The following is a 20333-nucleotide window of genomic DNA, read 5'->3' as shown; positions in this document are numbered from 1 at the left end:
CAATGGACAGTACGCGCAGCGATCCTCGATGCAACACCGGGTAATCCAAGCGCGTTAAAGCGAACATCGGTATCACTTGATGATGGCGCGTTGTTGCTCGGCGAAGTTGAACATAGCCGATCAAAGCTGAAACTGATCGCCGGTCATTGGCGCTATACAAATGACTTTGATACATTCAATGGCGATCGCGCCGATGGCAATGTCGGCTATTATCTACGCGGAGAAGCGGTGCTCAAGGGAGATCATTTTGACGACAAATCTGCCCTGTCGGTTTTTGCCCGTATCGGCAGTGCAAGCGCAGAGCATAATGACTTTCAAGCGTTCTATTCAATCGGCCTCGTACAGAATGACACGTTCCTTTCGGGAGACAAATTAGGTCTCGCTGTCGCAATCGCAGAAACCTCTTCTGAAAAACGGCGCATTGATCCGCTTGCTGACCGGCGAGAAACCGCGATTGAACTAACCTATTCAGTCGCCGTCACCGATCGCATCCACATCCAGCCCGATATTCAATATATCATCGCACCCGGAACAGAATCCTACCGCCGCCAGAACGCTTTGGCTTTCGGCTTGCGAACCGTCTTTAGACTTGCACCAGAATAATGACCATCACCCCAATCCCCTGACACTTGTTAGCTAGGACTGCAAAACGTTGAGCAGAGAAACTGCGCACCAATTACAGCGACTACCTATCCGAGAACACGGAAGGCGATGTTGCTGAAGCCATGAGCAAGAACAGCTCGCCAATCTCATCACGGGAGTTCCGCTTGCGTTCAACACCTCATTAGATTTTAGGCGATTTTTTAAGGTCCATTTTCTCCGTGAATAAAAAATGGGCTGCTGTAAGTCTCAATCGGTTTCGTGTTTGTATGGAGTGCTGAAACTAAAGAACAGAACTCTCATCGTATAGAACGCCGTCAATACGATAACGCCGATTACCGGCGCTGATAGTACTAAGGGCGTTCTCAACGCCTCGGGCAACACATGATTGTTCCCAAAGAAGAAAATGCTGGTTGCCAGAAAAGACGAGAAGCCCATGCGCCATAGGTGGCGAGTAATACGCATGACCTTCGACGGGCTTCGAGTGTTTGCATAAATCAAATCGAAGAGCATCAGCAGAGCCGCAATGCCAGCGATAAAATAGAACGCACCAGCCGGTAAACCGTTTAACAGCCCATTTGGTGTGTTAGCGGTGTATTGCCCGCCCCATATCCCGCCGCCAGTGATAAGAGCTGAGCTACCCGCAGAATACTTCGTAACCGCACGTGCAATCCCGTTCTTGGCCGCAGCCGACCACCCAGTGAGCAGCGCATGAAAGGAGGTCAATGATAAGAAGACTGTAAAAAGTACTTCGCGTGAAATGCTCATCCACAACCCGGAGCTTGTGAGTATCAGCATGGTCACCACGAAACTCTTTCCACCCATGATATGGAGCTTCGACCCTTTCTGGGCTGCGAATGCTATCACCAAACCAACAAGTGAAATGCAACCTGCTAAAAAGTGAAACTCTTTGATCAAGATCGGCTCGGGCATTACGATGAATCCGCGACCGTAGATATTTTTGCATAATCGGTGAAAATTACACGGATGAGCCAAAAAACCATGGCTAGGAAGATCAAGAGTTCTGGCAGAGATAGAAGCCCAGACTGCTGCACAGCCTGTGGAAATGCTTTCCCGCCCGGACCTGTAAATGCTGACCCTGCCGCGATGAAGAAACCTAAACACATCCGCCATAAATGCCGCGCGATACGATGATGATTTGAGATTGTGTTTCTGAACCACAAACTAATATCAAAGCACGCGGCCAAGCCTGCCAAAAATGCTAGAAACAAATAGTCCTCACCCGCAAAACCGAGGAAAATCCCGTCAGCTAGCCCCAGAGCGTACACACCTAGTCCGATTAAGCAGATAGTATTGATCAAGTTCAGCACCGAAACTATGTGTTCCGTCACGGTTCGTTCTGATGTGGTATTCCGCGCGGATAGCCAACCACTCGCAATGAGCGTGACACCTAGGATCCCTGCATGAAATGTGATGTAGAATTGCTCGAGTCTCAGGACGCCAAGTAAAGCACCGAGAGCGGAAGAGCTAATCATGGCGCATGCGAATATGCGGCCTACATTTACATGAAGCGCTGAACCTTTCCGGACAGTTAGCGCAACAGTTCCTGCACAAAGTGCGAGCGCGCCAAACGATACGTGTGCAATTACGAGGAGGTTTGCAAAGCTTATTTCCATAGTTTTGCTGTCCTATTTCGAGTCAACGGGATGAAAATTGGACCAATGCATCACTTCCGTTTCTTTAAATGATTGAAAAAGGGCTTTTCCTTTCACGTTCGCAGAATAGGAATCCAGCGCTAACATGCCATTCTCCAGCGCTTGACACGTGTAGACGATTTCTAGCTCTCGTATTTTCGCAATTGGGGATGGTTTGAATGATGATGTATTGACCAATTTCAGCCCCATCACAGACGCCGTTTCAGCGTCCAGCGTCATCTCACCAATTAGATGGGGGAAAATGGCACGCTGTTCTTCTGTCTTGGCCACGGGTACAAACTTGATTGTCCTCGTTTGATCGGATGTCTCTGTCGTTGTGTAGGTGTCGGGAACCTTGGAAGAGAGTTGATCGCACCAGATATCACCAAGATTGTCATTCTCGCTGTCATTGCCGCGAATTTCCTTCATCACTGTATCGACAACCTTTGGATCAGTTGAAGAAACGAGCTCTATTCGCTGCCCTTTCGGTTTCGTCATGTCGATCCGTGTGACAACCTCGATATCTAAGGTCTCGCCGGTTTTGATCGTCATGTCATAATTATAGACCGGGAAGCTCAGGCGCTCACGGACCGCTTCGAAATCAGGGTCCACGTTTCTTCCCGCATCTGCATGTGCGAATTGTGGCTCAAGAGAGCAAAGTAAAGCTATTATCATTCCGGATAGTAATCGCATCAAAATCCCACTGGTTGTGTCTAAGATCAGCGAATTATGGCGCAGGATTTTATGCTCGTCGTGTGTGCCTATAGGCTCGGACAGGCAATGTGATATTCGCATATACGAGCGAATAGACACACGATAAACTAATGAAATGGCATCTACTTCAGCGACAGCTATTTCTGCACTTGCCCTCGGGATATTTCTGATGGGAGCGGTCTCGACACAACGTGCGACCGGGTCAAAGCCATTAAAACTCAAACTACTACTGGTATTGGCTTTGCTGACAGCGCTCTCATCAATTCCACTAATCGTAGCATTTTTTCCAGTGGCTTATCCCATTTACATGCCTCTCATGTTGCCAGTGCTAATGGCACTACCGGCTGCGGTATTATATTATATAGATTCCCGGGTTAGTTCGGTTGCGTTGAATCGATTGAGTGTTTTGCACTGCATAATGCCAATTATGGGTGCCTGTATTACACTGGGATACTGGCTTTTGCCGACAAAAGACCGATCAAGCATGTTCATTCTGGGCGAGCTTCCACCAGGGTTCGCACCGTCATTCTTGGCCATTGCAACCATAACTCTAATCTTAGTGTGGTCAGTCGTGTCTTTTATCTATCTGGTTTTCGCTATGAAGCGCCTGCAAGCTTATCGAGACAACCTGAAAAACTACTTCTCAAACACTGAATCATACTCAATGCGGTGGGTAGAAAGCGTTATGGTTGGCTTAGTAACGCTTTGGGTGCTGACAGCCGGCAGTCTCGTCGCGGACAATATCGGGCTTGGTCTCATTTTAAGCGGAGACGTCGCGCTTCTTGTCGCGGCAGGCGTCCTTTTATTGCTCGCGGCATTTTCGCCGGAAGCACAATCGGAACTTGTTCTTTTAAAACCACCGAATGACTCAGGGCTTCCAACAGATGAAGCCGTTGCTCGGAGTAAGTATCTTAAGTCTGCCTTGAGTCCTGATCGTAAAGAGCGTCTTTCCCAACGTATCAAGGATTGTTTGTCTAGTGAGAAACTCTATCTCGATCCAAACTTGAGCTTGAAAAAGCTTTCCGACCACCTTGGCGCAACGACAAATGCTGTTTCGCAAACAATCAATGAAGAGATCGGGGTGAACTTTTTTGACTATATGGCGAGTTGGCGTGCGAAAGCCGCGAAAGAGTTGCTCGCGAACACCAATGAGACGGTTTTGTCTATTTCTTTAGAGGTAGGTTTCAACTCACGCTCGACCTTTTACAAGGCCTTCAAGAAAGAGACTGGTTTGACCCCCAAGGCCTATCGAGATCAACAAAAAAAACTGTAAGAAAGTGAAGGAGGAGCAAGAACTCTCACAACTTGATGCCCTTTCATTTGCAGACCTGAAGCAGCTCAATCACAAGCGCGCGCTGCCCAAACACACCGGTCGCACGCTCTTAATAAAGCCCTCTTGGCAGAGATTGCCGCAGGACGCATTAGCTCATCATTGCCTACAAAATGCCCCCCCCTAAAACCAACGAACAAACGACAAGCCAATTATACGCTGGTCAATATTATCAGTTGACTGATTGATGCGTGACACGTTCAATATGGTATAATCGACCCTGATGCCATTACGTCCCCAATTGTAACTGGCACCGCCGCCATAGGCGACATTGTCGAATGTCGCTGATTGCATAAGATCTTCGGCGCGAAGAATGATCCGTGTGTGGTGGTAGCCCCCACGGGCGAAAAGCTCGATGCTTTCCGTGACCGGATAACGCGCGACAAGATAGCCGGCGAAACCGCGGCTGTAATTTAACGCGCCCTCACGCCCGTTCACGCCTGTCGGGTCAATATCGGGTGTTAGAGCGGTAATGTTACCCTCCGCCTCGACGCTGAGATAGCGGTTGAGATTATACCCGGCGCGTATGGTGATAAGACCGGCACCGGTCTCTACCAGCTCGATTTGGTCTGCATTTGATGTGGCGAAGCTAGCGCCGATATTGGCGTAAAACCCACTTTCCTGCGCTTGCGCTGAAGCAAACACCGCAGTGCTTGCGACAAATATGCCAGCGGCGCGCGCCAGACTTTTCCCTGTTCGTTTGAAGGTTTTCATGTCTTGTTCTCCCTACGGACGCAGCGCCCGACGGGGCGTCAGTTTGCGCTCTCACTAGAAGAAGCAGCAGCGGCCGAGTGTTTCGATCACACAAACGCCGCCAAATAACAAAAAAGCCTCAGGCGATGTTCCGCCCAAGGCTTTTTCAGGAAGAAGCGCAACACTAACCGCCGCAGTTTTTGACGCAGACCTCTTCTTTTATGACCCGGCCGCCGCAACTTTCATAACAGGCATCGTAAGACCGCGTGCAGGATTTGTAGCTCGGTGATAGATCGTCGTTGCAAATATATTCTGCGTTTTGCCGCGCTAGGTCGCAACCCGCAGGATAATAGCCATTTATACATTGATTGTATGTTTCTTTGGCACGCTGCATACAAGCAGGATAATCCGCGCGACTTCTATCATCTTCGCGGCCGCGACAGACCTGTTCGCTGGTCTGGCAGCTGGCAACGCATGTTGCGCCCTGTGTCGTTGACGGAGCGATATAGGAGGTGTTGGTGCGATATTGCGGTCCGGTGGCGCATGCCGCAACCGCGCCCAACATAAAGGCGAAAACTAAAAATAAACGGGTCATGGAACATCCCCTTGGCTTTACGTCAGGTGAGGCTCCGACATGCGGGGCCGATCCCGAATTGCCGCCTCACTTAAGTAAGCAGCAGAGTTTCATGAAATCGATCAGAGCCGTGACATCTTTTTTGGAGAACCGCATTAGAAGCTGTCGATCAGTTCTTTCAATGGGATGGCACGGTAATCATCGGGCCCGAAAGTGGCGATGAGATCATCATAGGCGCGCGTCGCGAATTTTTCGGCTTCGCCGGTCTTGCCAGACGCCGCAAGGACATAAGCGTATTCGGCCGTCGCCAGGGCCGCGATCCAGTTTCCGGCGGGTAAATTCAATTGTCCTATTTCATGAGCACGGCGCGCATAATTTTCCGCTCTCACAATTTTATCCGAACGGCGGAAATGGGATGCAGCGTCTGTATAAAGCTGGATCATCGCCGCCGATTCTGGCCCAAACAGGACCGATCGTCCAGCAATCAGTGTTTCAAATAATGCGGTTGCTTCGTTGCTGCGCTCTAAAAGACTGAGACTAACTGCGCGGGTCGCATTCATATCTGCTGATCGCCGCGTCGATTGCCACTCGCTCGTGGACGCGGCAAGATCAAGTAACGCCAGCGCTTCATCCGGACGGTTCTGTAAGTTTTTCACTAAAGCAAGCCGTACACGAAGGACGTTGGTTGCACTTGCGTGCATTCTGTCATCAGCAACAGCAACGGTAATGGCGTTTTCCATTTTCGCCGACGCTTCATCCAGTCGCCCAGCCATCGCTAATGCTTCGCCGTAAAAACGAAGCCGTGAAAGATGAATGTTAGAAGTTTCACCTCGAATCTGGCGCAACTGTTCCACCGCACCGGGAAATTCCGCAAAAGCTTCATCGAACTCGCCAAGCAGCGCTTTGATATAGGCCCGGCCCGCGGTCCATCGGGCAATATAAGGGTGGCCCTCTGGCCAAATTTTTTGCGCTCCCGACGTTGCTTCATCATGAAGGCGCTTAGCATCTTTAAGTTGAAATTGTGCACGCCGTAAAAGCGCCATGTTATTGGTACGGATCAACGTGCTTGGATGCAAAGGTCCGTCAATTTCTTTTGATAAACGGATAACTTCCGCATGGACTTCTTCAGCTTCGCTATAGCGGCCAAGATCCACCAGCAAATGAGCGGTGTTGCCAAACATATCCAGCGATTCACTATCGTGCTGTGAACCACTTTGCAGCCTTTTACGCAGAGCGCCTTGAAGTGTTTCAAGCGCTTCGACTTTACGCGATTGATCTGAAAAAATTACGGCCAAACGACCACGCAGAAACAAAATCTGTGGATCATCCGCTAGCAATACTTCTTCAAATTTGATAATGCATTCACGCATCGCCTTTTCAGCTGCATCGAGATCTCCAGATAATCGATACGCTTCAGCCAGATCCTGCAATAACATGCCATAAGCGAGGGGATCTTCAGCGAGGCTCGCCCGGCGCATTTCTTGGGACCATTCAAGCAGTTCAATCGCTTTCGATGTCTCACCAAGATTTGCATAAGTATCGCCAATGATCTGAGTGAGCCGTGCCTGGAGCATAGGCTGAGCATCAAGATCGCTAATGCGCGTTTCCGCTGATCGAAGCAAATCCACGGCTGTGGCTGGAGTACCTTGCGCCGTATGCGGATCAGCGTTTCTAAAAATGTTGGTTAAAAAACCAGCAACCTGCTCAGCTTCCGCCGCCGCAAGTTGCGCCTTGTCGCGCTCATCGGCGAGGCGCAATGTATAAAACGCGACAAGCGATACAATGGCGACAAACATTGCCGCCGCCGCCGCCGTCGGACGCGCATTACGCGTCAAGAATTTCTTCGTCTTGTATGTCCAACTGTCGGCGCGGGCGAGGATCGGCCTATTATTGAGGTGGCGTTCAATGTCGGCGGCGAGTTCACGCGCGGTTGCGTAGCGCCGTTCCGGTTCTTTTTGCAGACATTTCAGGATGATCGTATCAAGATCGCCGCTTAAGGTCTTGCGCAAATGTTCGGGCGAAACAGAACGCTTTTCGCTAAGGTCGTCTAAAGATAGCGTTTTATCGTCCGTGCTGGAATATTCAGTAATACTGGCGCTCGGCTTTTTTGGTTCTGCCTCAAGGATCGCGCTTTCGATCTCGCGCGGTGTTGTCGCCGACGGTCCGTAAGGTGAATGGCCTGTTAAAAGTCGAAACAACAATACACCAAGCGCGTAAACATCGGTTGCAACCGAAACGGGCTCGCCGCGCACCTGCTCAGGGCTTGCATATTCCGGTGTCATAATCCGCGCGCCTTCGCCGGTACGCGCCATGGTCAGCTCATAGTCATCCGTTTCAAGCAGCTTCGCGATGCCGAAGTCGAGCAGCTTTGGGTCGCCGTTTTCAGTGACCAGCATATTACTGGGTTTTAAGTCGCGATGAACAACAAGATTTCGATGAGCATAGTCAACGGCGGCGCATAGTTTCTGGAACAAGAAAAGCCGATTACTGATAACGAGGTTGTTAATGTCGCAATAGTCATCGATGCGCACGCCGTCGACATATTCCATCACGAGATAAGGTAGCCCGTCATCGGTGGATCCGCCGTCAATCAGCGTTGCGATATTTGGATGGTTGAGATTTGCAAGAATCTGGCGTTCAGCGCGGAAACGCGCGGCAGCATTTTGGTCGAGCAATTGCGCGCCCATAATTTTAAGTGCGGCGGTCTGCGCATATTGCTCATCGGCGCGATCCGCAAGAAAAACAGCGCCCATACCGCCAGCGCCCAGGCGTTTGTGCAAACGCCAGTCGCCAATCGTCTTCCCGATCCACGGATCGTCGCCGTCTTCCTTCAGCGCCTTTACCGACGCTGCAATAGGCGCAGCGATGGTATCGCCGGTTGCGTCAGCTTTGAGGAGTTCTCGAACACGTTTGGCAAGATCGCGGCGATCACGGTCCAGCTTTTCTAAAAAGGCGTCGCGTTCTGCGCCTTCAAGTGACAGGGCGTTTTGAAACGCCTCTTCCAGTTCCTTGAATTCATCTGACGTCATGCTGCTTGTTCCCTTTGATCTGTTAAGCAGCAACAGGCCATGATTTCGATCACGCCTCCTGCGTGACTTGATCGTTGCCGGCGAGCTGATCTTTCAGCCAAGCGCGCGCGAATCGCAGTTCTCTTCCGATTGTGGCCGATGAGAGATTTGTGACAGCTTCAATTTCTTTCACGGAAAGACCGCCAAAATATTGTAGCTCCACCAATTGGGCTTTTCGCTCGTCGAACTTTTCCAGGGCCGACAACGCATCGGTCAACTCTAGTAGGATCGCATCTGTGCTGTCGCCAGGCGTATTGGAATCATCAAGGGTCACTTGAATATCATCACCGCCGCGTTTCGCTGCATTGCGTGCATTTGCATGATTGATCAACAAGCGCTTCATCATCCGCGCCGCCAGAGCGTAAAAATGCGCGCGGTCCTGCCATGAAACATCAACATTGATGAGCTTGGCATAAGCCTCATGCACCAATGCTGTCGGTTGTAGCGTGTGCCCGGCATTTTCATGGCGAAACAAACGCTCCGCACAGCGATGAAGTTCGTCATAGACAAGCGGCGTCAACGCATCGCCCGCTTTGGCGTCGCCCTTGCCCCAGTCATGAAGCAGGCCGGTAATCTCTGCATCCTCTCCCATAAAAAAATCATATCAGAACAATAGCTTATGGTCGAGGTTTGTTTTTTAACCGCGTTTCGGCCGGTGCAATGATCGAATCTCACAGCGCGCGCTGCTTCCCAAGTAAGCCGGTGTTTTACGGCTGGAAAGTTTGGGTAAGGATTATGACTGAACTGAAAACATGCCAAGACAAACGACGCACGCGACAATCATCGCGGCTTCACGCCATCGTTTTGGCCGCGTTCATCGCGACATCACTCGCCGCTTGCGGCAGCGGCGGCGATCATACAACAACGGTTCAACCACCACCCCCGCCTCCGTCTTCAAGGAGCGCTGAGACGATCATCTTTTCAGGCAAGGAAGATGATGCAGCCACAAGCCCGGAAGCCATTTTCATTGGACAGGATGATGAGCAAATTCAGGAGAGAATAGCCGACGGCGTTTCCCCTGGAAACGAGGTTGTTAAGTTCCAGACCTCACCCGACGGTCAATGGATCGCCTATATTATTAAATTCCCCACCAGGGGAACAGAACAGGTAGTAAGGCCCGTTAGTGGCGGGTCGGCTACAATCTTGAATGCTCGCCTCAAGAGCCCCGTTGATTTGTTCTCTACCGACATTGGCGAGTTCGCTTGGTCGACGGCCAGTCAGCAAGTGGCGTCCACCGCAGTTTTTACTACTCGCCGGGACCGCGAGCGGTTTTATCTTATCAATCGTGATGATTCGGATTTAAGAAACTTGAACGAAGGACAGACAGAAACACAACCCTACGGCAATCCGCAGTTTTCCCCTGATGGGCGCTACATCGTTCAGAAAGTACGCGCATCGTCGATCGCAATGTTGCCGCCTCTGCCATTCGCTTTGCAGTTCACTGACCTCACGCAGTCGATCCCGAACAACATCACCCTTACGGCGGCGAATGGCGCGCTTACAAACGTCAGATGGTCGCCAATCAGCACAAGCCTTTGCTTTGCGCTCCATAACAGCACGACCGATCCTGATGCCTACAATATTCGGGTCAGCGATGTTTCCATCACGGCACCAAATACTTTTATCTCCGCCGAGGGCGACAATGCCGAAAGTGAATGCCGCTCGACGCCTAACGGAGCAATGCTGACATAGCCTACGCGAATTAACCGCTGAATTATTTTTGAAATAGGAGAATGAAAATGAAAACCATTTTGCTCACGGCTGTCGCCGCTCTCAGTCTTAGCGCCTGCGCCTACTCATCAGTACAGGAAATGTCACGATCAACATTTCAGGTTTCAACCACAGCGGCACCCATATGCGGCAAATCCGGCGCAGCGAAGGTCGCCTCCAAACTCGCCGCCATTGAAGTCATCAAACGCGGCGGCGACCGGTTTCTACTTGCAACATCGGACAACAGTAAATCCTTTGGCGGGTTCGCCGCCGGCATTCCCATGTCTCGCAACACGCGCGGCGTCGTGGTGAAAATGCTAAAACCAACGGATCCTGACTACGAAGATGGCTTGTCGGCTCGTGAAGTCCTTGGTGACGACTGGGAAAAACAAGTCCGCCGCGGGAAACCCGGTACCTGCTAAATCCTCTTATCGTAAAGACAACGTCATCTCGCAAAATCCCGCGGATGTGCGGGCTTTGGAGCTTGATCCAGTTGGTCGACGTCAAATGGAGGACTGAATGGTGGGCGGTGCAGTCTGCGTCGAACGCCGCTTTGCGTTCTGAATCTCAATAACAGGGTATTTACAGGGAATTTGATCGAATATGGCTCGATTTCGCGGAATTCGACGCCCAAAAAGCGTGAAAATTCGGGCAGTTCGGAGCAAATTCCCTGCTCTTTGATAACAGGGAATTCAAACCACTGAACAGGGATCCTGCCCATTCATATCAGGCAAAATAAGAATAATGACTAATAATCTCACGCGATCTTGCAACTCAAGACGCCAAGGATAAACAGATATTGCTCGGCTTAAAAATCAACTACCTAGTGTAATTATCGTTACAATAAGTTGGGGGTGTAATCCCGGTATCGACGCATCGATTGTGTCGCATGTCCCGCCATCGGTCATACTGTTCGGTCTTTGCTGAGTCTCGATTTTCATGACCCAGCACCCAAAACAAAAACCAATCTAAATTTCTATGTGCAACTTCTTTTTTGAGTTTGGGATCTCGGATATTGTGTCCAGTCTTTGGATAAGCGACGAATTCAGTTGGCATACCGGCGAGATGCGCCGCCTTCGGCGATCCCATCATCGACAGGGCTTGCGATTCAACGCCAGCTTCAAACAATACCGCGGTATTTAAGCCTTCAAAATAGAAAACTGGAGATGTTTCAATATATCGCTGAGGCGTCTGGTAAAGCCCCGTTCCCCACAATTTATGATACCCTTTTTCATACAGGTATCCGGGGCTAAAAATATAGGTCAGAATATTATTTTGTGGCCCCTCCCCAAACGACGCTGCAACAAAATTCTTCATTCTCGTCATTATGAGTGCGCCCAACCACGCGCCATGACTATGACCCGCAATCCCAAGCTTGTCCTCATCGGCAACGCCTGTCGCAATTAGATGTTCAATACCAAGAACAACATCGTTAAGCGCCTCAACATCTGAATGTTTTGGATTTGAGTAAACATGACCAAAACTATCCGTACCTCTATAATTTGGAATAAAGACAGAAATTCCATTTAATGCCAACACTTCAAATGGATAAGGCCAAACACCGCCATATAGTGTATAATATTGAGCAAAACTGTTGGTCATCGGAATTGTCGGACCGCCATGCAAAAATGTCACCATAGGCAGCGGCCCTTTATTTCCCGCCGTTTCAGGCGGAATTAGGAGCCAACCCTGAACCTTTATACCGTCTTTACCGCGCCAATTAACCTCTCGTGCATTCGGCATTCTTTTGCTGTTAATTCTCTGATTGAATGTCGTAATTTGTTGGACTACGCCGTCCTGCAATACGAAAATTTCGGGGGCACGCACTAGACTTTGGTTGACGAATACCGAAACTCTTTGATCGGAACTAAACCGCACCAGATCAAGATCACCTTCGATATCCTTGACGAATGATGCTGTACGCAGCCCTGTTGGATCAATTTGATAGACTGACCGCAGCCCCTTGTGGACTCCATTGACGACTGGTCCAGCAAAATCTGTTGGTACAAACTGGGCGCTCGCTGGATAAAACTTAATTTCATTCCAATCTAAATCATTAGTAGAGGGAATTTCATCATCATCACCAATGGAAATTCGTTTCCACTCCCGACGGCTTCTCCAAAAGCTAGAGGTGATAACACGGCGAACAAATATTTCTTCAGCGTCAGCAACCCATTCTCCACCAAGGTAATAAACTGCTTCACCATCAGCCGACGAAGAGTTTGCCGCGGCAATAACGGAAAACCCCCCTGATGAAATATTGAAAATGCCAATGCTTGTATAAAGACTGGCGAAGGGATCAGCAGGATTTGTATCCGCTAAAAACCGGACAGAAAGCTTTTCACCACTTAATGACCATTCAAAACCAGTAACGTAGCCTGGAACACTTGATCTTACAGGATTTTTATTGCCATCCCTTACCCATAATGAGCGTTCGCCGTTCGAGCCAACTTCACGAAAAAGCGGATTAACGAAGTGGGTAAGCCTTACCGTTTTATGATCAATTACTACGCCCGTATCCCCATCGTGCAATCGTTTAAAAAGTGATGGTTGGTTACTTTCTATCCGGTGCCCACTTTGCGAAATCCACCCCATTTTCTTTCCGTCATTGGAAAATTTAAAAGTTAATGGGCGTTCTGAGCCGAATGTCAGTTGTCGTCTTTTTCCGGTATCGATATTAGTTGCAAAAACTTGTGATCTGCCATCGACATTAGCGATGTAGGCCACCTCATGCGTACCGGGGATCCATGCAAGATGCGAGGCATCTTGCGCAATAGTTATATTGACGGGTTTTGCGTTGGCTTCTGCTTTTTGCACAATGACAGAACGATCAACTCCGGAACCACCAACCGCAGTCGATACGACGGCGTAGGCAATCAGTTCTCCATCCCATGACAAGGCAAGCTCTGAGACTTGTCGAACGGTCCCATAGTCTTCGATGGTCAAGGATTCAAAATCTGGAGCGGCAACAACACTGCCTGCTCCAGAAATCGTGAATGCAATGATCACCAACCAAAAGTCAAGGTTGTAAAACCGCATCAATATATTGCCCCAAAGTCTGTTAGAAGCTGGTTGAAAGTTCAACCGAGATGAAGCGCCCCAAAGGCGAAGCATTTGTAGGGTCGTAGCCAAACAAAGAAAAGGTTGGCGCATCAAGCGTACTTGGCGGCTGTTGATCGAAGAGATTACTGACAGACAGCCGAATTTTTGCGTTACCCAAAACTGAAGCTACAGATGATTCCCCAAACGCGTAAGACGTCGAAAGGTCTACAGTCGAATACGAATCAACGGTTTGAGAACCCGGTAAATTGTCGAACTTATAGCTGTTTGTGTAGTTCAAGAAGACGTTCGCATTAAACCCACCGGAAGAGTACCCGGCGCGCCCTCTCAACTTAAGATGAGTCGGATTGTAGAGCGTATCAATACGGTTAACGATCGCCGATGTCGGGCTTGCTTGTTGCTTGTAGTTAATCAAGTAAGATCCGGAGACGCCCAACGAGAAATCACCCGCAGACGATTCCAACTGATAACCCGCATCAAAATCAACAGTTTGTACTGAGTTCAAAGAAAGGTTTTGTGTAAGCTGAACCGAACTGATGATTTGCGCATCGAGTGCATCGACATCATCTTCGTACATGACAACTTGTGATACCCCAGCCATAATGGCTGTGATTTGATCAAGCGTTGGTGAGAAGTTAACAATGCCGGGAGGGAATAAACCTGGATCAAGAAACGCGATATTTGGCGCATCAAAAACGCTTCGGTTACCAGGAATAGGCGTATTCCCCAGACGATTTTCGTAGTTGATATCTAGGTAAGTTCCGACAACTCTAAAGCTATGCGGCCCGGCCTCATGATCGAAATTAAAACCAGCCGAAAACGTCTGCGAAGATTCCGCAGAAAGATTGGGTGCCGTACCAGAAATATAGATAGCCGTGACATCGGCAATAGATGGGTCTGATGCGGTGAGCCCGATAGCATCGTTGATAAATGCCGTACTTGCAACAAAAGCCGAGTAGTCTGTAGCACCGACACGACCTAACGGCGGGGGGCTATATGAACGGCCATAGGATGCGCGCAAACGAAGCTGTTCAACCGGAGCCCACAAGACACCGACTTTTGGTGTCAATTTTGTGCCGAAGTCGGAGTAATCTTCAAATCGAGCTGATGTGCTGATCTCTAACCGATTGACACCTGGGATATTATTGTCTTCCGAAATAAGTGGCGCAAAAAGCTCACCATAAACGGCATACACGTTTCGATCTGCCGCACGTTGAACGGTATCAATATCAATACGCGTATTAGAAAAAGACTCTTCGCGATAGTGACCACCGAGAGCCAGTTGAAGATCACCACCCCAAATACCAAACAGAGCACCAGAAGCCTTAGCGTCCATAGTCCAAAGGTTTGAGTCGAGCGAAGTATGCCATGATGAGTCTCCCGTTGTCGGAATTTCGCCATCCGTGCTACTAAAAGCACCCGAAAAATCAACGGACCAATCAGCGCTAACGTCCCACTTCAATGCACCAGAAGCATGGAGCGTTGAAGTATCGGGAAGTATACGGAAGGTATAAGTTGCGCCGGAAGTATCCCGAATACCGGTACGGTTTCCGTATAGAAAATCTGCCGAAAATTCAAGGTTCGGAGTCAACTCCTGTGAACCCGACAACAATACTGAATGACGCTCTTGGCTCGCAAACAAGTCATTAGGAAGATTTGCATTTTGTGAAAAAGAGCGATCAGCAGCGCTAAGGTTGCCGCGGTTGAAATATTCATATGAAAGGAGAGCGTTACCGCCGTTCCAATTTTCGCCGAGAGTTACACTCGCGCGATATTCATCTAAATCGCCCTCAGTAACAGTGCCGTAGCGCGCCGTTGCTTCTACGCCTTCAAAATCATCACGCAAAATGTAGTTGACGACCCCAGCAACAGCATCACCGCCATAAATAGACGCTGCGCCATCCGTTAGCATTTCAACACGTTGAATAGCGGACGCTGGAATAAGAGAGATATCAACAAAATTACCAAGACCAGAAGCCGGCGCAATACGTTGACTGTTCAAAAGCACGAGCGTGCTACCTGAACCCAATCCGCGCAAGTTCGCGCTTGATCCGTATGTGCCTGCTCGACCGCTATTGTAGCTCGCGCTAAAATCATTCGGAAGGCCGCCAACGACGGTCGCATTGGATCCGCCACCAAAGTTTTGGGGTATTGTCTGTAGAAAGTCCTGAAGTGTCGCCGCCCCGGAAACATCCAGATCATTTCTATCAAATGTCATTGTCGGCGAGCTATCCGGCGCGATCCCGCGAATATTCGTACCCGTTACAATAACTTCATCGCGTTCTTCAGCCTTCTCTTGCTCTTCACGCGAATCACCTTCGATTAACTCAATATCTTGCGCGTTTGCCACGCCATAAACCAAGCTAGCGACCCCCGCCAACAATGTAGTTTTAATCTTACCGTTCGCCATTTGCCCCTCAGGCTCCTGCTTTCTGCGCGAGACGACAATCACCTCGCTCTCAGTCAGGTCGGCAGAAAAATCGGTATCGCGTAACAACCCATCAAGAGCTTCGACCACGGTCATTCTACCCGCCACCGAATTGATGCTCGGGCTATCAGCCAAGTCATAAGGGTACAATGATCCGACGCGAGCTTGACGTGACAACTCGGTCAACGCCTCACCGAGAGTTGCTTGATCAATCTGAAAATCAAACTTTCGCGCCAGCTCTTCCGCTCTTACACTAGAGAACAACAAGCAAATGCTGGATGCGATAACTACTATCGCACGCCCCATCCCCAATATCTTAGCAAAGCCCCTATGCATTGGCCGCGCGGTTCGAATCCCCTCTCATTTTCGCCGGCCTCATACATAGAGACTGACGAAATCCGCAAATCCTCGTATCTTAATACAAGCTTTATTTAAAATATTTATGCCCCGCGTGACAATACAACTCCTCCGTTGGCGTTACGTTCTGCTTTAATACCAAATGCACGCTCGAGTGAATCGAACATCCCCTTGATATTTCCTGCCTCATACGAACCCGCTATTGGTAGTGATCGCAGCTCAGGGTCTGAGATAACAATTTCATACTCCGTATAACGGCTCATCTCAGCAACGACATCAGCCAGCGGCTCGCCCGAAAATGCTAAAAATCCGTCACGCCACATAAGCTTCTTTTTGAGAGCCGATTTATCTAACTTCGCTCGACTCGCCACACCTTCATCAAACACAGCGCTCTCATTTGCCGAAAGCGCCGTTAACGAACGCCACTCTGACGGTGCTTTTATTTCCGCCGTTCCGGATGTAGGCATGTCTTGCGTAAACAACTCAACCACTCCCTCAGCGACTGTCACTTCTACATCACGCTCTCGCAACCGAACGGTAAACGCAGTGCCCACTGCCTGCACAAGGCGCTGCTCCGCATAGACTTGGAAAGGTCGGTTTTTCTCTTTGGCCACATCGAAATGGGCCTCGCCTTTTTTCAATTTTACGACACGCAGCTTTCGCCCAATCTCTATTGATGCCTTTGTATCCGTATTCAAGATCATGACCGACCCGTCCGCGAGTGGCACCGTACGCTGCTCGCCGATTGCCGTGCGAAATGTTTCTTCTTGTATGCTCGGTGTCCAAGGGCCCACTTTGAAAAGCACAGCACCAACAAACAGCACCAAACTCGCTGCAATGGCACCCGTTAAAACAACACTGCGCATTGGGGAGGCGAACCAGAGTGGTGACTCTATTGGATCGATACGATTATAGTCTTCCAACAAATCAGCCATTCCCCACATGGCCGCCATGCGCTCAAATGCGTGTCGGTGACGGACACTACGCTTCATCCAAGCGGCCAATTCCGCTCGCATATCAGGCGTTAATGCAACGTCATCAGCGCGCATTATCCAAAGCGCAGCCTCTTTCTCGATGACATCGTTGTCCGGCAATTCTACTATATTTTTATCGTTCATGATTAGGTGCTGCTACTCCCCGTCCGAATATTCTTTTTTTATCACGTCGCGCGCTTTTCTCGTGGTCGCTCCAAATTCTTGCGGATCATACCCAAGTTCGCACATACGTCGGCTGCATTTCACAAGCCCTACAGCCCCATGTTTCTCTACCGAAGAAACAGAGATCTTAAGCCGCGCCGCTATTTCCTTAATTGGCAGCGCCTCAATTTTACGCAGTATAAATACCTTTCGACATACCGGCGGCAATTCTGAAATTGCCACTGACAAAGCCGCAAGTTTGCGCCTACTGTCTAGAACCTCCTCCGCACTACAGTTTTTTTCCTCTACAAACTCCCTACTTTCGCCAACTTCCTCCATGTAATCAAAATCTTTGCTCGTCTTTTTCGAAAGTTCCGTTAGCGCAGCGTGTTTAGCTGCACGAAACAAAAGGGGCTTGGGATACCTAACCTCGGTTCTAGCTTCAGTTGCGAACACCTTTATGAAGGCTTCTTGCGCAATATCATCAACATCTTGAGGGCGCGAAAAAAACCGATAAAGATATTTTTTGAGCGCTTTCTCGTGGCGTAAATAACTCACAAGAACCTTGCTCATTTGTTTGCTGTCTCTCACACGCCACATCCCCACCGCACGCAAAAATCAAAATATAGCGCGCGACACGCTTAATGACGAGGGTCGAGTGACAATTTTATTCATAAATTTACTCAACTTTATTCAGCGTTTCGACAAAGACCTTGGTCAGCAAACGATCACCGCCAACTCAGTTAATACTTATACTGAATGGCTTTATTCGCAATGCTATCAAGTCAGAACGCCCTATACCTCATCCTATTCCTCCCACTGGCAAACAGGCAACAGGCACTTACTGAGAATAAATTCTCAACATCTCCCCGGAAGACGTATTAACATCCGACATTCCATCAGCACCAAGACCGAGAATCCACTCCCCTTCAAGCTGCTCGAAGGATATGGCGATTGCAGATGTTTCAACTCGGAACAACTCGGTCCATTCCTCAAGGTCATGGCTTGAAACGACAACCGCTTCATAGGCTCCGTTTCCATATGAAACGCCTAGCACAAATACCGTTCCTTCAATAACAGTGAAATCATTCACGTGAGGTGCACCTGGGAGTGCAACAACTTTAACTTCTCCAGCCTTGTTAAGACTATAGAGATTGCGGTGCATCAATGGCCAAGCCGCACACAGCTTTTCCCACCATGCAACAAAATGCTCATTAGACTGATATACTGGTGCTAGATCGGTCTCCAGTAATTTAGGATTTACGGGCAATCTCTCAAGACCCGGTGAATAGAGAACAGTTTCACCGAATTTTTCAGCGCGCGATACTGTTAGGCGCAAATTTGCATCCAGCATATCGGGGAACAAATCGGTTTCATAACGCTCAAGTTCCCAATTCTTATTTAATGTCCAATAGCCCTCACGAGCGCTCGACTGGGCAACAAACAACCCCTCACCAAGCTCTGCCATACGCCAAAAGCGAAATGCCTTTTTAGCTTCTGTTTCCGAAACGGACAATCGCGTCCACGTCACACCATTGTCCACAGACTTAAATAAACCGGCGAGGCCAGCGTCACCCTCAACAATACCCGTCGATGCCACAAGCGCACCTTGGAAACCGATCACATCGAAGACGTGCACTGCACTATCGAGACTGCGGTATTTGAACCAACCATCCTCATCTAGTGCATAGACGTTACCCGACGTCCACGGATCTTTTGGATCAATATCCGGTACGTAAAGCCGACCATCTACTTCACGAAAGAACTCGACAGCCTCTCCAAAAACTGGTTGCTCCTGCGCAACCCGCAAGGTTGGCTCGCCCTTTTCCGGCTTTTGCCAAAACAGCGACCAGATTGGCACGGGACCCTGATTGAGCCCCCAATCACCACCGCCAAAATAAATACGCTCGCTTCGTGAGCCGATTTTAGCGGTCTCCATATCCCAAACACTGCGCGCAAAGGCGTGTTCGGCCGTCGCGTCAGGCCAGCGATTAGCATTGGGATTCCCAACGACTTCGCAATTATACCCTTCTTTGTCAGCGGCAATCACGGTGCATTCCGGTACAATCCCATCGGAAAGTTCAGGATTTAAAATACCACCCGGGTTGGCCATAATTGATTGCCAATCAATAGAGCCTCCCCTCAGATATCCCGTAAAAACCCAGCCACCAACCATGGACGCTAGAACAGCAACGAGAGAAACAATCCGCACCAATTTTTCCTTCCGGCGCAGATGTAAAAGGTTTTAGCTGCCGCCTAACACAAAGACTGCGTATATCGCGAAATCCACGTGCCATAGCCGAAAGTAATTTACCGTTGCACGGAAATGCGGGCGATATACCGAAGGGGCGTTCGCCACGCGCTACAGAATCACCACCACATCTTAGTCGATCTGGTCGAGAGAGTTTTTGCAGGGCTTTGAAATAACAGAACAATTCGACATATCGCCCGAACTAGCATTTGATAGATGCCAAATATCAAAATTGCTTGGTAGGAGCGGGAGCTTAATTTCTAATGTCAGCTAAAATCGACCATCATAACTATCCCAGCTTGGGAAAAGAAACGCGCTTCGGGTGGGTATTTTTATTGTGGCCGGCCTTGATCAAATGTGCAAACAGAAGGAACATACAGGGAACAGTAAAGATTCGTAAAATGATTGAGGGGAAGGCAAAATGAAGGATACGCACTGTGTCAGATCAGACTTTAGAACACCTCAGTCCTGGCTCGTTGAAGCCCAATCCGCGTAACGCACGTACCCATTCCAAGAAACAGGTCAAACAGATAGCCGAGAGCATCCGTGCTTTTGGTTTCATCGCCCCTGTTTTGATCGACGAACACAGCATGATCCTTGCTGGTCACGGCCGGGTCGAAGCGGCAAAACGCGTTGGGCTTTCCACCATTCCCTGTCGACGGGTCGGTTCCCTCACCGCAAAACAAAAACGCGCTTACGTGCTTGCCGATAACAAACTCGCCCTTAACGCCGGATGGGACGAGCAACTCCTTGCAGA

The 20333-nt window shown here is 49.4% G+C and carries 16 protein-coding genes; 5 read left to right on the top strand and 11 right to left on the bottom strand.

Going from position 1 to position 20333, the window contains the following annotated elements:
- Positions 1-603 (top strand): carbohydrate porin (locus ABFZ84_RS14685; RefSeq protein ID WP_369314839.1); only part of this gene is annotated, 603 nt, incomplete at its 5' end.
- 246 nt (positions 604-849) lie between these two features.
- On the opposite strand, the gene ABFZ84_RS14680 is transcribed toward ABFZ84_RS14685, so the two are convergent.
- The 3 genes from ABFZ84_RS14680 to ABFZ84_RS14670 are packed head-to-tail and all read right to left on the bottom strand — an operon-like array spanning position 850 to position 2948.
- Positions 850-1533, bottom strand: a complete 684-nt coding sequence (locus ABFZ84_RS14680) for a hypothetical protein (RefSeq protein WP_369314838.1) — start codon at positions 1531-1533, stop codon at positions 850-852.
- Positions 1533-2237 (bottom strand): hypothetical protein, encoded by a 705-nt coding sequence (locus ABFZ84_RS14675; RefSeq protein ID WP_369314837.1) that lies wholly within the window; start codon positions 2235-2237, stop codon positions 1533-1535. Before ABFZ84_RS14675 ends, ABFZ84_RS14680 begins: the two co-directional genes overlap by 1 nt.
- Positions 2238-2249: 12 nt before the next feature.
- On the bottom strand, positions 2250-2948 hold the full coding sequence (locus ABFZ84_RS14670) for a hypothetical protein (protein ID WP_369314836.1): 699 nt from the start codon (positions 2946-2948) through the stop codon (positions 2250-2252).
- 136 nt (positions 2949-3084) lie between these two features.
- Here ABFZ84_RS14670 and ABFZ84_RS14665 point away from each other — a divergent pair, with 136 nt between their 5' ends.
- Complete coding sequence (locus ABFZ84_RS14665; protein WP_369314835.1) at positions 3085-4242, top strand: helix-turn-helix domain-containing protein; 1158 nt, start codon at positions 3085-3087, stop codon at positions 4240-4242.
- Between the two features lie 180 nt (positions 4243-4422).
- Here the strand turns inward: ABFZ84_RS14665 and ABFZ84_RS14660 are convergent, their stop codons facing one another.
- The 3 genes from ABFZ84_RS14660 to ABFZ84_RS14650 all read right to left on the bottom strand — a co-directional run bounded on the left by ABFZ84_RS14660 (position 4423) and on the right by ABFZ84_RS14650 (position 9226).
- Positions 4423-5013 carry a porin family protein gene (locus ABFZ84_RS14660; RefSeq protein WP_369314834.1) on the bottom strand — a complete coding sequence of 197 codons (591 nt, stop codon included), beginning with the start codon at positions 5011-5013 and terminating at the stop codon, positions 4423-4425.
- A 708-nt stretch (positions 5014-5721) separates the two neighbouring features.
- Positions 5722-8595: a protein kinase domain-containing protein gene (locus tag ABFZ84_RS14655; RefSeq protein ID WP_369314833.1), complete on the bottom strand. Its 2874-nt coding sequence runs from the start codon at positions 8593-8595 to the stop codon at positions 5722-5724.
- 49 nt (positions 8596-8644) lie between these two features.
- Positions 8645-9226: a sigma-70 family RNA polymerase sigma factor gene (locus ABFZ84_RS14650; protein WP_369314832.1), complete on the bottom strand. Its 582-nt coding sequence runs from the start codon at positions 9224-9226 to the stop codon at positions 8645-8647.
- A 143-nt stretch (positions 9227-9369) separates the two neighbouring features.
- On the opposite strand from ABFZ84_RS14650, the gene ABFZ84_RS14645 reads away from it, so the two are divergent.
- Both ABFZ84_RS14645 and ABFZ84_RS14640 read left to right on the top strand, forming a co-directional pair.
- Positions 9370-10326, top strand: coding sequence for a TolB family protein (locus tag ABFZ84_RS14645; RefSeq protein WP_369314831.1), 957 nt, complete (start codon positions 9370-9372; stop codon positions 10324-10326).
- Between the two features lie 47 nt (positions 10327-10373).
- Complete coding sequence (locus tag ABFZ84_RS14640; RefSeq protein ID WP_369314830.1) at positions 10374-10766, top strand: hypothetical protein; 393 nt, start codon at positions 10374-10376, stop codon at positions 10764-10766.
- A gap of 397 nt (positions 10767-11163) precedes the next feature.
- Here ABFZ84_RS14640 and ABFZ84_RS14635 read toward each other — a convergent pair whose 3' ends face one another.
- From ABFZ84_RS14635 to ABFZ84_RS14615, 5 genes are all read right to left on the bottom strand, one after another.
- Entirely contained in the window at positions 11164-13383 is a 2220-nt protein-coding gene (locus ABFZ84_RS14635; protein ID WP_369314829.1) for a S9 family peptidase, read from the bottom strand.
- 22 nt (positions 13384-13405) lie between these two features.
- Entirely contained in the window at positions 13406-16138 is a 2733-nt protein-coding gene (locus tag ABFZ84_RS14630; protein WP_369314828.1) for a TonB-dependent receptor plug domain-containing protein, read from the bottom strand.
- Positions 16139-16272: 134 nt separating this feature from the next.
- Positions 16273-17307, bottom strand: coding sequence for a FecR family protein (locus ABFZ84_RS14625; RefSeq protein ID WP_369314827.1), 1035 nt, complete (start codon positions 17305-17307; stop codon positions 16273-16275).
- 12 nt (positions 17308-17319) lie between these two features.
- Positions 17320-17898 (bottom strand): RNA polymerase sigma factor, encoded by a 579-nt coding sequence (locus ABFZ84_RS14620; RefSeq protein ID WP_369314826.1) that lies wholly within the window; start codon positions 17896-17898, stop codon positions 17320-17322.
- A 268-nt stretch (positions 17899-18166) separates the two neighbouring features.
- Complete coding sequence (locus ABFZ84_RS14615; protein WP_369314825.1) at positions 18167-19537, bottom strand: hypothetical protein; 1371 nt, start codon at positions 19535-19537, stop codon at positions 18167-18169.
- A gap of 476 nt (positions 19538-20013) precedes the next feature.
- On the opposite strand from ABFZ84_RS14615, the gene ABFZ84_RS14610 reads away from it, so the two are divergent.
- Positions 20014-20333: ParB/Srx family N-terminal domain-containing protein (locus tag ABFZ84_RS14610; protein ID WP_369314824.1), on the top strand; the 320-nt coding region annotated here is incomplete at its 3' end.

Source organism: Hyphococcus lacteus (genome assembly GCF_041058985.1).
Taxonomy (GTDB): Bacteria; Pseudomonadota; Alphaproteobacteria; order Caulobacterales; family Parvularculaceae; genus Hyphococcus; species Hyphococcus lacteus.
Note: the sequence above shows the minus strand (reverse complement) of the source record. Positions and strands in the feature narration are given on the sequence as shown.

Coding starts and splice junctions, on each gene's coding strand:
- ABFZ84_RS14640 (WP_369314830.1), top strand. CDS start 10,374: ATGAAAACCATTTTGCTCACGGCTGTCGCCGCTCTCAGTCTTAGCGCC.
- ABFZ84_RS14630 (WP_369314828.1), bottom strand. CDS start 16,138: ATGGGGCGTGCGATAGTAGTTATCGCATCCAGCATTTGCTTGTTGTTC.
- ABFZ84_RS14625 (WP_369314827.1), bottom strand. CDS start 17,307: ATGAACGATAAAAATATAGTAGAATTGCCGGACAACGATGTCATCGAG.
- ABFZ84_RS14675 (WP_369314837.1), bottom strand. CDS start 2,237: ATGGAAATAAGCTTTGCAAACCTCCTCGTAATTGCACACGTATCGTTT.
- ABFZ84_RS14620 (WP_369314826.1), bottom strand. CDS start 17,898: ATGAGCAAGGTTCTTGTGAGTTATTTACGCCACGAGAAAGCGCTCAAA.
- ABFZ84_RS14655 (WP_369314833.1), bottom strand. CDS start 8,595: ATGACGTCAGATGAATTCAAGGAACTGGAAGAGGCGTTTCAAAACGCC.
- ABFZ84_RS14670 (WP_369314836.1), bottom strand. CDS start 2,948: ATGCGATTACTATCCGGAATGATAATAGCTTTACTTTGCTCTCTTGAG.
- ABFZ84_RS14680 (WP_369314838.1), bottom strand. CDS start 1,533: ATGCCCGAGCCGATCTTGATCAAAGAGTTTCACTTTTTAGCAGGTTGC.
- ABFZ84_RS14660 (WP_369314834.1), bottom strand. CDS start 5,013: ATGAAAACCTTCAAACGAACAGGGAAAAGTCTGGCGCGCGCCGCTGGC.
- ABFZ84_RS14665 (WP_369314835.1), top strand. CDS start 3,085: ATGGCATCTACTTCAGCGACAGCTATTTCTGCACTTGCCCTCGGGATA.
- ABFZ84_RS14635 (WP_369314829.1), bottom strand. CDS start 13,383: ATGCGGTTTTACAACCTTGACTTTTGGTTGGTGATCATTGCATTCACG.
- ABFZ84_RS14650 (WP_369314832.1), bottom strand. CDS start 9,226: ATGGGAGAGGATGCAGAGATTACCGGCCTGCTTCATGACTGGGGCAAG.
- ABFZ84_RS14645 (WP_369314831.1), top strand. CDS start 9,370: ATGACTGAACTGAAAACATGCCAAGACAAACGACGCACGCGACAATCA.